Origin of the sequence: Wolbachia endosymbiont of Nasonia giraulti (assembly GCF_048054155.1) — a bacterium.
Lineage (GTDB): Bacteria > Pseudomonadota > Alphaproteobacteria > Rickettsiales > Anaplasmataceae > Wolbachia > Wolbachia pipientis_C.
Map to the genome: position 1 here is coordinate 1 of NZ_JAFEVH010000019.1, position 13,246 is coordinate 13,246.

Below are 13,246 nucleotides of genomic sequence, written 5' to 3' on the forward strand. Positions count from 1 at the left end.
ATAGCAAAAAAAGCCTCATCTTTGCTATTTTGCATTTCTGCCTTTATGCTCCAATACTCCTGTGTTATAAACTTACTGATTTCATCCTCTCGTTCGCATATAAGCTTTAATGCAACAGACTGCACTCGCCCTGCAGATTTGCTTCCCGACAATTTTGTCCACAGCAGCGGTGACAAGCTAAATCCAACTAGATAATCCAAAGCTCTGCGTGCTTGCTGTGCACGCACTAAGTCCATATTAATTTCACGTGGATTTTTTATAGCTTCTTGCACTGCTCTTTTTGTTATTTCGTTAAAGACTACTCTATGAATGTTGCTTTCATCATTGATTGCTTTTCTTTCCTTTAGTGCCTCTATCACATTCCAAGCTATTGCTTCCCCTTCTCTGTCTGGATCTGTTGCAAGGTATATATCTGATGTTTTACTAGCTTCCTTGACTAACTCTTTTACATACTTTTCTGCTTTTTCAATAATCTCATACTTCATGGCAAAGTCATTATCAGGATCAACAGAACCATTCTTCGCTGGCAGATCTCTGACGTGGCCAAAGGATGCAGCCACTTTGAATTCTTTACTCAAATATTTACCTATCGTCTTTGCCTTTGCCGGCGACTCAACTATTAATAATGCCATAATTATTAGTACTTAAAGGTAATATGTTGAAATATATAGAATAAAAAGTAAAAAAATATTTTAATGGTCTTTCCAATTTTTCTAAGTAATTGTTTGATGTTCGCAAAAAAACTCATGAAAGAACCTGCTTTATAAATTTTTTCAACTCCCTTACCATAAGGATAACGCTATACTATTTATCTTCGTCTGTGCAGATTAAACGACAAAAGCATAACGCAGTTGTCGTCTTATTTTTAATTTTTTGCACTATGTGCATCTTATTTCTTTACAAAACTTCCAGTTTTTTAACCATATAAGCTGAAACGGTCTGTTTAAGACAGGCCAATTTTCAGGAGTCACAACTAGCTAATAGGGGATTTCTTTTGTCTTTTTTCTGCTTAGTAAATTTCTTGATATTTGTAGCTAAAGTAATTTAAGAGAGGTGTCATCCCAGTCCGACACTGGGATCCAGTTAAATTTACGAGTATAAAAGTAATCAACGTTTCTGATGATGGAAAAATGGATCCCAGTGTCGGAGCACTGGGATGACAAGAAAAGGAGTACTGGAATGACAAGAAGGACATTCCACCATGTCATTCCAGCGCATGACGCTGGAATCCAGAAAAAAGAACAATGGATCCCAGTGTCAGCTACTTGGATGACAACATCATAAAGAAACCAGTGTCAGCTACTTGAATGAAAAATAAAGGTACTGGGATGATAAGAGCGTTAGATGATAACAATTGGATAATAGCCATATTCCAGCAGGTATGAAGATGTCATTCCAGCACTTGATGCTGGAATCCAGAAAAAAGAACAATGGATCCCAGTGTCAGCTACTTGGATGACATTATAATAAAGATCAGCTACTCGGATGACAAGAAAGGACTACTTGCATGATATCTGGTTATGCAAGTTCCAATTTTAATAATATTTACATATAAGCCATACGCTTGAGTTGCAAAGTTCTAAAAAGCAGCCAAAATAAAAATAAGTAGACATTTATAAATTAAACTAAGTGTACAATCAACAAACAAGAGTATTGATTGCAACAATACTCTGTAGAATCGCAATATGGTATGACCATATGCTCTTTATTGATCTGGTTAATATAATTAGTAGAGAATTTTGTTATGCAAAAGATATCTACTACAGCATATTGCAATTGTTTGGAATTGCAGGAATGGGTGCAATGGTAAGACCACTTGGTGCATCTGTATTTGGTCACATTGGTGATAGGTATGGAAGGAGAATGGCGTTAACGATTGCTATCTTGCTAATATCGATTCCTTCTAGTCTCGTTGCGTTTATTCCAAGTTATAGTAAAATAGGAATAACCTCTACTACATTGCTTCTTTCAATCCATCTGATACAAGGGGTTGCACTTGGCGCTGAGCAAGGAGGTAGCTCTGTTTATCTCATAGAGCATTTACCTAATAAGAAAAAACTAGGAATGTTTTTTGGAATAATAAGTTTTGGTCGCTCCATTGGCATATTGCTCTCTGTGGTTGCAGTGATCATCTGTAAAAAAACCACTGATTTTAACGCTTGGGGTTGGAGGCTGCCGTTTATTTTTTCAGCCATTTTAGGATTAATAAGCGCATATAGTATATATACACTAGGAGAAACTCCAGCGTATGAAAAAAATCGAGAACAAAGAAATTTACCTAATTTACCAATAATAGAGCTTACAAAACGCTATAAAAGAGCCCTGATACTTGCTATTTTAATATCTGTACCTGTTAATGTTGCTGTTGGATTTACCATATTTCTTAGAACAATTGCAAAAGAAATAGTGTCTGTTGAAACTTATGTAACAACGTATGTCAACGAAGTTGTACTCATTATAACCAGCATATTAATGCCGATATCTTCAATAGTGCTTGGAATTTTAGCTGATAAAGTAGGAAGAGAACGCACTGCAATCTTATTTATAGTGATAACAATGGTATTATGTTGTCCTATGTTATCTATTGCATATTACTATAAAAGCTATCTTATAATCATGTTAAGTGTTATGGCTCTTTCTATAATCGAGAGGGGTATTAATCCTATAGGGATAGTTACTGCTGAGCTTTTTCCTACTAATGTTAGATTTAGTGGTGTTAGCTTATCACGCAACATCTCTTTTGCCTTGCATGGAGGATTTACTCCTATGATATGCACTTGGTTTACTATAATGTTTCCTAAAATAGACTTTGCTGCTGGGCTTTATGTAATTTTTTGCTTATTAGTCAGCTTAGTAGCAATATTGCAAATAAAACCACAAGATAAAAAGTGTGATTGGTAATTTTCTCTATTTAAATTTATTTCACTTATTTAGCTAATTTTTATTACAATTATAATTTTGGCTTTTATGAAAACTGCATACGTATGTCAATTCTGCGGTCATAGCACTGGAAGGTGGGTAGGAAGGTGTATTGCATGTGACAGTTGGGATACGGTTGTCGAAGAAATAGTACTAAAAACAGAAACGAGAAGTACATCTGCACCAATTTCAATAAAGCGTTATCAGATAGTGAAATTATTACCCCCGATCGTTTTTTAACAGGAATAGAAGAGTTAGATAGAGTTTTTGGTGGAGGTATCGTTCAAGGTGCTAGCATTTTAATTGGTGGTGAACCTGGAATTGGAAAATCTACTCTTTTGCTTAGGATTGCAGCTAATGTTGTACAACTTTCCTCTTTTGAATGTCTTTATGCATCTGGCGAGGAATCTTTAGAGCAAGTGAGCCTCAGAGCAAAGCGTCTTAAGATAAATGAACCTAAAATTAAGCTTTTATCTACAGTATCTTTAACTGATGTAGTAGCAACAATAAGGAAAAATAAAAGTATTAAGTTCTTGATAATTGATTCTATACAAACTATGTATGATAGCAAAGTCACATCAGCACCAGGAACTGTAACTCAAGTCCGTACCTGCGCTCATGAATTGACTGTTCTTGCAAAGCAATATGGTGTTTCTCTCTTAATAGTTGGCCATATAACGAAAGATGGACAAATAGCGGGGCCTAAAACCCTGGAGCATATGGTAGATACAGTACTATATTTTGAGGGTGAAAATAGTAATCAATATCGCATTTTACGTACTATTAAAAATAGATTTGGCCCTGCAAATGAAATTGGTGTTTTTGAGATGTCTGAAGCAGGACTCATGCCTGTTGATAATCCATCATCATTATTCTTGACCGTACATGATAGAGAAGTAGTTGGCAGCGCCGTATTTGCAGGAGTTGAAGGCTCAAGACCAATCTTAATGGAAGTGCAAGCATTAATAGCAAGGACTAATATGACAACTCCAAGAAGGGCAGTAGTTGGTTGGGATATTAATAGATTAGCTATGATCATCGCGGTGCTAAGTGCTCGTTGTAAAATGTTTTTGCATGATAAAGAAGTATACCTAAACATTGCAGGAGGACTCAAAATACAGGAACCATCAGCTGATCTTGCTGTTGCTGCTTCCCTTATTTCAAGTTTAGTAAATTTACCGCTACCAACTTCTTCAATAATCTGCGGTGAAGTTGCACTTTCAGGAGAAATTAGGAATGTTTCGCATGCTGATCTCAGACTAAGGGAAGCACAAAAATTAGGGTTTAAAAAAGCGATTATGCCTAAAAATGGCAATTATTCTTCTCATGATATTGAGATAATTAAGCTTGGTCATATAAAAGAGTTAAAAGAGGTCTTCAATCACAGTTAAATATTATCTGCATGAACATTTTGCTTGTGAGAAGGATGTCATCCCAGCTTCCATAATGTCATCTGAGTAGGTGACATAGGCTTCTTTTTTTCTGGATTCCAGTGTTAAGCACTGGAATGACACCATCATACCTGTTGGAGTATGTATGTAGCCTTATCTCACACTCCTGTCATGCCAGTGCCCAGACACTGGCTTCGTCATCAAAAACATTGTAAAGTGTTTAGCTGGATTCCAGTGTCACGCACTGACCATTTGCTATTTTTACTCATAACTACCTTGCCTGAACGAATACGAAAACAAGTAGCTATAGTATTTCCTAAAGTAAATGATAAAGGTATAATAAAGTATTTGAGTTATAATGGCATATAGTGTGGATTTAAGGGAAAAGGCAGTATTGATGATAGAAAAAGGTAAGACAAAGGTTGAGGTAGCAGAGCTTATGGAGATAGGAATAGCAACTCTGTACCGTTGGTTAAAAAAGAAAGCTGCTGGTGAAAGCCTCAAGCCATCTAAAAACGGTAGCTTTATTCGAAAAATAGACCCCAAAATACTCGAAGAATATGTTACAAAGAATCCAGATCATACTCTGGCAGAGATGAAACAAAATCTTGGATTTGGAATAAACTCAATTTGGTATAGACTAAAACAGCTAAAAATTACTTTAAAAAAAAGTCACACTATATCAAGAGCGCAATCAAGAAGATAGGGAGCAATTTATTGATAAAATCTCAAAAATAGACCATTCCAGCATCTTATATATAGATGAAGCAGGAGTTGATAATAAGTTATACCGAGAATATGGACGCGCTCCAAGAGGAAAGAAAATTTATGCAGATATTCCAGGGAGAACTCGAGAGAGAATCAGTATAGTAGCCGGGTGGATTGGAAAGAGATTTATTGCACCAATGACTTTCAAAGGTGGGTGTGACAAAGAGGTATTCAATACATGGTTGGAGAAGATGTTATTACCTAAATTGCCACTTGGCACAACTATAGTTATGGATAATGCTACATTTCATAAGACCACTAAAACAAAATCATTAATAGAGTCTTTTGGCTGTCATTTGCTGTATCTTCCAACATATTCACCAGATTTGAATCCTATAGAATACTGTTGGCATACCATCAAAAGCCGCCTCAGACCTCTCATGTATAAATATACAGACTTACAGCTTTTGGTTGGTAATACCATAATGGAACTTTATCATCCATTTTAGAAAATACTATAGTTATCGCATAAAAAAAAGAAGATATAGAATATCCTCTTTTTTGTTATTAAAGATACATTAAATCTTGATTGTGTATTTCCTCTGCTATAAGCAATAATTTTTCGCTCTCATCATAAAGATTTTTTGCACTATCTGCTAATTTCTCACTAACTTGTAATTTAGGTTGAGAACCGTAAGGATTAGTAATTGCACATCCGGCCTCGCATGCTGCCCGTGCAAGATATATGGGTATTGTTTCGCATATTTTTTTGCAATCAGCGAATGTATGTAGTATTGGTGGCTCATTTTTGCTGTCTATGGAATTTCGCATGTTAGTCATAGTATACTCCTTAATTTAAATATGTTAATATTAGCATGTAAGTATAAATATTACATTAATATAATTACTTTTTAGGCATGAGTGACAAGCTGAAGTGGTTTTTGGTTGCCTACAAAACATATTAGATCCTTATTTCATATTCTTTAAAATATTTTTTTTCTTATACTTTCTTTATAAAAACCATGGGCGCCCATTGATTTTTATTGGCTAAAGTAAAGGTCAAGTATCTGGAATTCTAGACATAAAATCCTCCTGTGTAAAAAAGAGTTAGAAAAAAAATGCAGTGCACATACGACAGATATACACTGAAGAATACATTTTTTAATAAGTTTGATTAAAAAGTCTGCAGACTAAAGATAGATTTTGAGCTCTTAAAATATCTCTATTTGTAATTATAATGAGATTGAAAATATGCGGAAGTAATTTTTATACGTTAACGGCTCACCCAACCCAATAATCACTTGCAACCAGCGTCACATGCTGGAATGAGACCATCTAAAAACGGCTTCTCATGATAATTAAGCTTGGTCATATGAGAAAATTAAAGAGATCTTCAATCACATTTAAACAGCGCTTCAGCAAACTCTTTGCCAGTAAATTCCCTCAGGTCTTCTATACTTTCACCAATTCCTATAGCGTGTAATTTCACCTTATAAGCTTCTGCAAGCCCAATCACTACTCCACCTTTGGCAGTACCATCTAGCTTTGTTACAATTAACCCGGTAACACCAACCATTTTACTAAAGGCCTCTAATTGGCTATAAGCATTTTGGCCAGTAGTTGCATCAAGAACCAAAATAACATCATGAGGAGCAGTATCATCCAATTTCTTTATCGTTCTATGTATTTTTGACAGCTCTTGCATGAGATTTACATTGTTTTGTAGCCTTCCTGCTGTATCAATTAAAACAACATCAACGCTATCTTTTATCGCTTGATTTACAGCTCTATATGCCACACTTGCAGAATCGCTACCGTGCTCTCCAGTAACAATAGAGCAATCAGAACGTTCTGCCCAAATATTTAATTGCTCACTCGCAGCAGCTCTGAATGTGTCGCACGCAACAAGCATAACGGATTTTCCTTTTTCTTTATATTTATAGGCAAGTTTACCTATAGTTGTAGTTTTTCCATTACCATTCACTCCGCATATCATTATTATGTGTGGTTTTTTATTCAAAATGAGCGGCTCCACAACAGGGTTTAATATTGTTTCTATTTCGCTCATTAACTGCTGTGTGATAATATTATGTTCAACTTCTGATTCAAATTTGATACTTGCGAGCTTATCAATAAGCAATCTAGAAGTTTTATGACCTATATCCATGCTAATCAGCAGCTCTTCCAGATCATCTAAAAGCGACTGATCTAATTTTTTTTTGCCAGAAAAAATATTTTTTACTCCATCACTAAAACGGGAGGAGGTTTTTAATAGTCCTTGATAAAGATTACTGAATAAACTCAAGAAATACTCCTTCTAAAATTACCATATAAAGAATGACATGCACTATATGTATTTGTAAAGTAAATACACTCGTAACCTATATATTTTGTGAGTAAAATGTACCGCTTGCTAGTGTATTTTACTTTAGTTTTTAACCTAAATATGTTATAATGTAAGTAATGGTTTACGGGTAATCTATGAGTTATAATGAGAAAATTTTAGATCATTATGAAAATCCAAGGAATGTTGGTTCTCTGGATAAAAATGATCCAAATGTTGGTACTGGTTTAGTTGGTGCACCATCATGCGGAGATGTAATGAAACTGCAAATAAAGGTCAACGATAAAGGTGTTATTGAAGACGCAAAATTTAAAACTTTTGGTTGTGGTTCTGCTATAGCTTCAAGTTCTTTGCTTACAGAAATGATCAAAGGAAAAACTATTGAGAATGTAACAAAGATAAAGAATACTCAAATAGTGGAAGAATTGTCTTTGCCGCCAGTAAAGATACACTGTTCAGTACTTGCTGAGGATGCTATAAAAGCTGCTATTCATGATTATCAAAATAAACAAAAACATTGAGGAATATGAGTGAATTTCAAGGAGTAAATTCTGTTAAAAAACCTATCACTCTAACTGCAAATGCAGTAGAGAGGGTAAGGTTTTTATTGGACAAAAAGAAGCATGCTAACCTTGAAGAAGCAATAGGAATAAGAGTTCTAATTAAGCAAAAAGGATGCTCTGGTTTAAAATATGATATTGAATATGCATATGATGTTCGTCCTTTGGAGTCGGTAATTGAAGAAAGCTGCAGTGATGATCAAAAAGTCAAGGTGCTGATCGATCCAAAATCTATCATGTTTATCCTTGGCTCTGAAATGGATTATGTAGAGGAAAAATTCTCATCAGGTTTTATTTTCAAAAATCCTAATGAGAAAGGAAAATGTGGTTGTGGAGAGAGTTTTCATGTCTAGCAACCATTTCACATTATTTGGAATTGAACCGGCTTTTAACATCAGCTTTGATGAGCTGGAGAAAAAATATATTGAGCTAAGCAAAACTGATATAAATGAAAGAGAGTCCAAAAATATGGAAAATATCAACAAAGCTTATCAGGTACTGAAGTCACCGCTAAAGCGTGCCGAACATTTGTTGGATCTTTTTGACGTAAAAAGCAAAAAAGAGCATCTTGATCCTGAAATATTAAATGAATCAATGGAAATAAGAGAATACTTTCTAGACTGCGATGATTTACAATTTGCAAGTAGGATGATTGATGAAAAGGTAAAAGATTGTACTAAAAACCTAATTAATGCTTTTGCTACAAAAAATTTTGATGAAGCTGCTACGCAAGTTTTTAGATTGAGATATTTATATAAGTCATTTGAGGAGATGAAGGAAAATGCGGCCAGTTCAAATTTCTGAACCAAGTTCAGATGAGGTAGTTTTTGGTATAGATCTTGGAACTACTAACTCTTTAATTGCCATGGTAAATAAAGCTGGCAACGTAGAAATATTTAAAGATGAGCAAGGTCGTGAACTATTACCTTCTGTCATTTCATATGAAAAGGATGTACTAAAAGTAGGCTACGATGTTGGCGAAAACGCTATCTGCTCTATAAAACGCTTAATGGGTAAAAGTGTTAAAGATTTGCATAAAGAAGGTATCAATTGTGAAATAGATAACGAAAGTGAAAAAGTTATTAGGGTAAAATGCTCAGAAGAAAAGTATCTCACTCCTATTGAGATCTCTGCTGAGATACTAAAAACTCTATGCAAGAGGGTAAAAAAATTCACAGGGATGAAAGTTAACAAAGCAGTGATTACTGTACCAGCTTATTTTGATGATTCAGCACGTAACGCAACCAAATATGCAGCAAAATTAGCTGGCATAGATGTTCTTCGCCTCATTAATGAACCAACCGCTGCAGCACTTTCTTACTCCATTGAAAAGAACAATAACAGTGGCATATATGCAGTTTATGACCTCGGTGGTGGAACATTTGACATTTCAATACTAAAATTACATCAAGGAGTGTTTCAAGTTCTTGCAGTTGGTGGTGATACTAAACTTGGTGGTGATGATTTTGATCATCTACTTAGTTTAATCGTGCTTGAAAAGTATAGAGAACAGGTAGGTTTAAATAAAAAATGCTCTAGTGTCATCCCAGTGCTCCGACACTGGGATCCAGAAAGTTTGATTGCAAGTGAACACACCAGAAAGTTATATAATAAGAACTGGATTCCAGTGTCAAGCACTGCACCATCTGATACAACTACCTACAAATTACAACATTCATACACTAAAACTGGTATCTGCAATATACGTGCTATAAAAGAGTACCTAAGTGAAGATACCTCTGGCACTTTTGAATTCAATATTAATGGTGAATTATTTGAATGTGAAATTACCAAAGAAGAATTCGAGCAAGCAATCAGTCCTTTGGTTAATAAGACTATAAATATAGTTACTCGTACTATAAGCAACATAGATCTTAAAATCGATAATATAAAAGGGGTAATTTTAGTTGGTGGCGCAACTAGAGTGCCATTAGTGCAAAATTCACTAATCAAACTCTTTGGCAATAAAGTGCTGAATGATGTGGATCCGGACAAAGCAGTTGCCAATGGGGCAGCTTTGCAGGCTCATTATTTAACTTCAAACTCAAAAGATAGGAATATTCTCCTTGATGTGCTGCCTTTATCACTTGGCATAGAAACTATGGGGGGAATAGTTGAAAAAATTATACCAAGAAATACACCACTACCAGTTTCAGAAATAAAAGAGTTTACAACTTACGCTAACGGGCAAACAGCAATGAAAATTCACGTTTGTCAAGGAGAACGTGAAATGATAAAAGATAATAAATCTCTAGCACGATTTGAACTCAAAGGTATACCACAATTGCCTGCAGGTTCTGCAAAAGTTGAAATAGGATTTACAGTTAGCATTGATGGAATATTGACTGTCACTGCAAGAGAAAAAACTACTGGAGTCGAACAGACAGTTGAAATAAATTCAAGCTCTGGCTTAAATGAAGAAGATATTCAAGATATGGTCAATCAGTCAGTAAGTAACTTTGATGAAGACATGAAGGCTCGTTCCCTTGCAGAGGCTAAAATTAACGGTAACAAGCTCATACATCTAGTTGAAAATGTTTCCACTGAGCAAAAGTTAAAAATTTTACTACAGAACGCAAAAGACGCTTTACAGGAAAATGACTTAGACAACATTAATAATGCTATCGCTGAGTTAGAAAATTCTGCTTTAGAATTATGCGAATCATCAGACAGGTAGAATTTACACAACTTTGTGCAGTATCCTGTCAAATCTCAGGGCAACAGGTAATCTAAAGTTAAATGGTAACCAATCAACTTTGCCTAATTTAAACGATAAACCAACCATGCTTACGCGTCCAACTATATTTTCCGCTGGTATGAAACCAACATCTGAAAATCTGCTATCGCGAGAATTATTTCTGTTATCTCCCATAACAAAAAAGTGACCATCAGGCACATAATAAACTGGAGTGTTATGTGATAGCTTATTGGATGCATTGTCTATTAAAATCTCATGTTCCTTACCGCTCGGAAGTGTTTCTATGTATCTTGTTATATCACGCTTTGACTCATAATCAAAAAAACTTTCAATTTGCTGCCACTCTACTTTTTGATCATTTAGGTACAATTCTCCCTCTATCATTTGCACTTTATCGCCAGGTATTCCTATTACCCGCTTAACAAATCTAATGCTATCATTTCTTGTAGGTTTGAAAACTATTACATCACCACGCTCTGGAGGGGTATAAAAAATTCTTCCGCTAAAGATGTTTGGAGAAAACGGGAAAGAGTGTTTACTGTAACCATATGAATATTTACTAGTAAAAATGTAGTCCCCCTCAAGTAGAGTGCTTTTCATTGAACCAGAAGGAATATGAAATGGCTCAAATAAAAGACTGCGTATTGATAGAGCAATCAGCAGCAAAAAAAACAGTGAAGATAAAAACTTCCTCGTTCTTGTTATCCTACTTTCTCTCAACTTTTTCAATTTTATTTTTTTATAAACAGCTCCATTATAACACATAAAAGTAGTGATGTCAAATTTTACTCATAGGTGTTATTGCTCTTTTTCAAAAGTCGAAATAAGCTCTCAAGTAATTGGCAATGATTGACAACCAATAGACATCGTTTGCTATGTAATATTGTATAAATCACAATGCTAGTTTTACTGAAAATTATACTATTTTAGATATAATCATAATATTTAAACTTAAGGTATAGGGATGAACCCTACAATTAGAAAGGTTTTTTGTATTCTACTTATAGTATTATTTATTTCTTTTTCTCATGTTGGAAGTGCTGCTAACTCTAATGACGATACAACTGCTCAAGTAATATGTAATATTATTGGCTACGTTTGGGGAATAGGTGGACCGCTTATGACTGTAGTGATAATAGGAGCAGCTTTACTTGCAATATTTGGTAGAATGCCGTGGCCTGCTCTTTTCGCCCTCGGTGTATTTTGCGCTGTGTTTTTTGGCGCTAAAACTATTGTCATAAAAGTAATGGGTGGTATAAACTCTACAAATGCCTCTTTTATGGAAGAATGTGGAACGGGAGATAAAAAAAAGAGTCAATAGGACTATTTCTTTCTAAAGCAGACTTGGTGCACAGCTTCAACTATATCTTCCACTTGTGGTAATGCTTTCTTTTCTAGGTTTGCAGCATAAGGTAAGGGGACATCCTTGCCGGTTACCCGTACAACCGGAGCGTCAAGGTAGTCAAATCCTTGTTCCATAACCATGGCTGAGAGTTCTGCTCCTATTCCTGCAAATGGCCAACCCTCTTCTATGCTTATTAATCTATTGGTCTTCTTAATAGAGTTAATAACTGTTTCAGTGTCAAGTGGTCTTAAGGTTCTGAGGTCGATAACTTCAGCTTCTATTCCTTCACTAGAGAGTAAATCTGCTGCATTTAACGCATCCATTAGTTTCAATGAAAAAGCAGTGATAGTTACATCCTTTCCTTCCCGTATAACAGCAGCTTTGCCTATCTCAAGCAGATAATCTTTATTTGATAGCTCAGAATCAGGAATCTCATGTTCATGCCCATAAGCGATCTCGTTTTCTAGAAATATTACTGGATTAGGATCACGAATTGCAGCTTTAAGCAGACCTCTGCAATCAGAGGCAAAGTAAGGTGCTATTACTTTCAAACCTGGAACATGCGAATACCAAGATGCAAAGCACTGAGAATGTTGTGCGGCAACTCTTGCTGCAGCTCCATTTGGTCCACGAAACACTATAGGGCATCCAAGTTGTCCACCTGACATATAATTTGTTTTTGTTGCAGAATTCACAATTTGGTCAATAGCTTGCATAGAAAAATTAAAAGTCATAAACTCAACAATAGGTTTGAGCCCAGCAAACGCTGCTCCAACAGCAAGACCAGCAAATCCATGTTCGGTAATAGGTGTATCAACCACCCTATTTTCTCCGAACTCTTTCAGTAATCCTTTTGTTACTTTATAAGCACCATCATACTCTGCAACTTCTTCACCCATGATAAATACATCAGGGTCATTTTGCATTTCTTCTCTGATTGCCGTGCATAACGCTTCTCTTACACTTAAGCTTGCCATTTGTAAATCTGTAAATTTCAACTGAAATAACTATATCAAAATTACCAGGAAGCGCACAAGTTAAGTTTTACAAGCATCATGTTGCATTGAGCATTGAATACTTACTTCTTTTAATTCAGTAGGTTGCGGTGATAGTGCATATGTAACTCCACCGACTATCAATGAAGACATCACAGAAATTGCAATCATTGATAGAATTGGTAATTGGAAAGCTACACTAAAGATAACACCTACTGTCGACATGGTTACAAGATTTACAGAGGGAACGTTCAAAAAAGTGTGTCAAACCGAAAAAAAAGTAATA

Annotated in this window: 16 protein-coding genes and 1 pseudogene; 11 read left to right on the forward strand and 6 right to left on the reverse strand. The window is 35.3% G+C overall.

Annotated features, from left to right (window positions below; translation table 11 throughout):
* A partial coding sequence (locus JR312_RS03590) for a DNA topoisomerase (RefSeq protein ID WP_416647755.1) occupies window positions 1-632 on the reverse strand: 632 nt, incomplete at its 3' end.
* 487 nt (window positions 633-1,119) lie between these two features.
* On the opposite strand from JR312_RS03590, the gene JR312_RS03595 reads away from it, so the two are divergent.
* The 6 genes and pseudogenes from JR312_RS03595 to JR312_RS03620 all read left to right on the forward strand — a co-directional run bounded on the left by JR312_RS03595 (window position 1,120) and on the right by JR312_RS03620 (window position 5,527).
* On the forward strand, window positions 1,120-1,284 hold the full coding sequence (locus tag JR312_RS03595; RefSeq protein ID WP_405196968.1) for a WPE palindromic element domain-containing protein: 165 nt from the start codon (window positions 1,120-1,122) through the stop codon (window positions 1,282-1,284).
* 345 nt (window positions 1,285-1,629) lie between these two features.
* The gene (locus tag JR312_RS03600) at window positions 1,630-2,901 is read left to right on the forward strand and encodes an MFS transporter (protein ID WP_264330522.1); all 1,272 of its coding nucleotides are present in this window, start codon (window positions 1,630-1,632) and stop codon (window positions 2,899-2,901) included.
* Between the two features lie 66 nt (window positions 2,902-2,967).
* Window positions 2,968-4,310: pseudogene (radA, locus tag JR312_RS03605) on the forward strand (DNA repair protein RadA).
* 141 nt (window positions 4,311-4,451) lie between these two features.
* Window positions 4,452-4,679 (forward strand): hypothetical protein, encoded by a 228-nt coding sequence (locus tag JR312_RS03610; protein ID WP_416647756.1) that lies wholly within the window; start codon window positions 4,452-4,454, stop codon window positions 4,677-4,679.
* Window positions 4,669-5,016, forward strand: coding sequence for an IS630 transposase-related protein (locus JR312_RS03615; protein ID WP_213864026.1), 348 nt, complete (start codon window positions 4,669-4,671; stop codon window positions 5,014-5,016). Before JR312_RS03610 ends, JR312_RS03615 begins: the two co-directional genes overlap by 11 nt.
* 28 nt (window positions 5,017-5,044) lie before the next feature.
* A complete protein-coding gene (locus tag JR312_RS03620; protein WP_264330460.1) occupies window positions 5,045-5,527 on the forward strand; it encodes an IS630 family transposase in 483 nt (160 codons plus the stop codon).
* 58 nt (window positions 5,528-5,585) lie between these two features.
* Here JR312_RS03620 and JR312_RS03625 read toward each other — a convergent pair whose 3' ends face one another.
* Window positions 5,586-5,849, reverse strand: a complete 264-nt coding sequence (locus tag JR312_RS03625) for a hypothetical protein (RefSeq protein ID WP_264330520.1) — start codon at window positions 5,847-5,849, stop codon at window positions 5,586-5,588.
* Window positions 5,850-6,411: 562 nt separating this feature from the next.
* Window positions 6,412-7,323 carry a signal recognition particle-docking protein FtsY gene (gene ftsY / locus JR312_RS03630; protein WP_264330519.1) on the reverse strand — a complete coding sequence of 304 codons (912 nt, stop codon included), beginning with the start codon at window positions 7,321-7,323 and terminating at the stop codon, window positions 6,412-6,414.
* Between the two features lie 176 nt (window positions 7,324-7,499).
* Between ftsY and iscU the strand changes: the two genes are divergently transcribed.
* From iscU to JR312_RS03650, 4 genes are read left to right on the forward strand one after another with little or no spacing between them, the layout of a single operon-like run.
* Window positions 7,500-7,883: a Fe-S cluster assembly scaffold IscU gene (gene iscU, locus JR312_RS03635; protein ID WP_007302620.1), complete on the forward strand. Its 384-nt coding sequence runs from the start codon at window positions 7,500-7,502 to the stop codon at window positions 7,881-7,883.
* A 5-nt stretch (window positions 7,884-7,888) separates the two neighbouring features.
* Window positions 7,889-8,275 carry a HesB/IscA family protein gene (locus tag JR312_RS03640; protein ID WP_006012614.1) on the forward strand — a complete coding sequence of 129 codons (387 nt, stop codon included), beginning with the start codon at window positions 7,889-7,891 and terminating at the stop codon, window positions 8,273-8,275.
* Window positions 8,268-8,726, forward strand: a complete 459-nt coding sequence (locus tag JR312_RS03645; protein WP_264330518.1) for an iron-sulfur cluster co-chaperone HscB C-terminal domain-containing protein — start codon at window positions 8,268-8,270, stop codon at window positions 8,724-8,726. Before JR312_RS03640 ends, JR312_RS03645 begins: the two co-directional genes overlap by 8 nt.
* Window positions 8,704-10,599, forward strand: coding sequence for an Hsp70 family protein (locus JR312_RS03650; protein ID WP_416647757.1), 1,896 nt, complete (start codon window positions 8,704-8,706; stop codon window positions 10,597-10,599). The genes JR312_RS03645 and JR312_RS03650 overlap by 23 nt, the downstream gene beginning before the upstream one ends.
* Before the next feature lie 3 nt (window positions 10,600-10,602).
* On the opposite strand, the gene lepB is transcribed toward JR312_RS03650, so the two are convergent.
* On the reverse strand, window positions 10,603-11,385 hold the full coding sequence (gene lepB / locus JR312_RS03655) for a signal peptidase I (RefSeq protein ID WP_416647758.1): 783 nt from the start codon (window positions 11,383-11,385) through the stop codon (window positions 10,603-10,605).
* 199 nt (window positions 11,386-11,584) lie between these two features.
* On the opposite strand from lepB, the gene JR312_RS03660 reads away from it, so the two are divergent.
* Complete coding sequence (locus JR312_RS03660) at window positions 11,585-11,941, forward strand: TrbC/VirB2 family protein (RefSeq protein WP_007302624.1); 357 nt, start codon at window positions 11,585-11,587, stop codon at window positions 11,939-11,941.
* A 2-nt stretch (window positions 11,942-11,943) separates the two neighbouring features.
* Here JR312_RS03660 and JR312_RS03665 read toward each other — a convergent pair whose 3' ends face one another.
* Window positions 11,944-12,942 carry a pyruvate dehydrogenase complex E1 component subunit beta gene (locus JR312_RS03665; RefSeq protein WP_264330516.1) on the reverse strand — a complete coding sequence of 333 codons (999 nt, stop codon included), beginning with the start codon at window positions 12,940-12,942 and terminating at the stop codon, window positions 11,944-11,946.
* 60 nt (window positions 12,943-13,002) lie between these two features.
* Window positions 13,003-13,185, reverse strand: a complete 183-nt coding sequence (locus tag JR312_RS03670; protein ID WP_416647759.1) for a hypothetical protein — start codon at window positions 13,183-13,185, stop codon at window positions 13,003-13,005.
* Window positions 13,186-13,246: the final 61 nt, after the last annotated feature.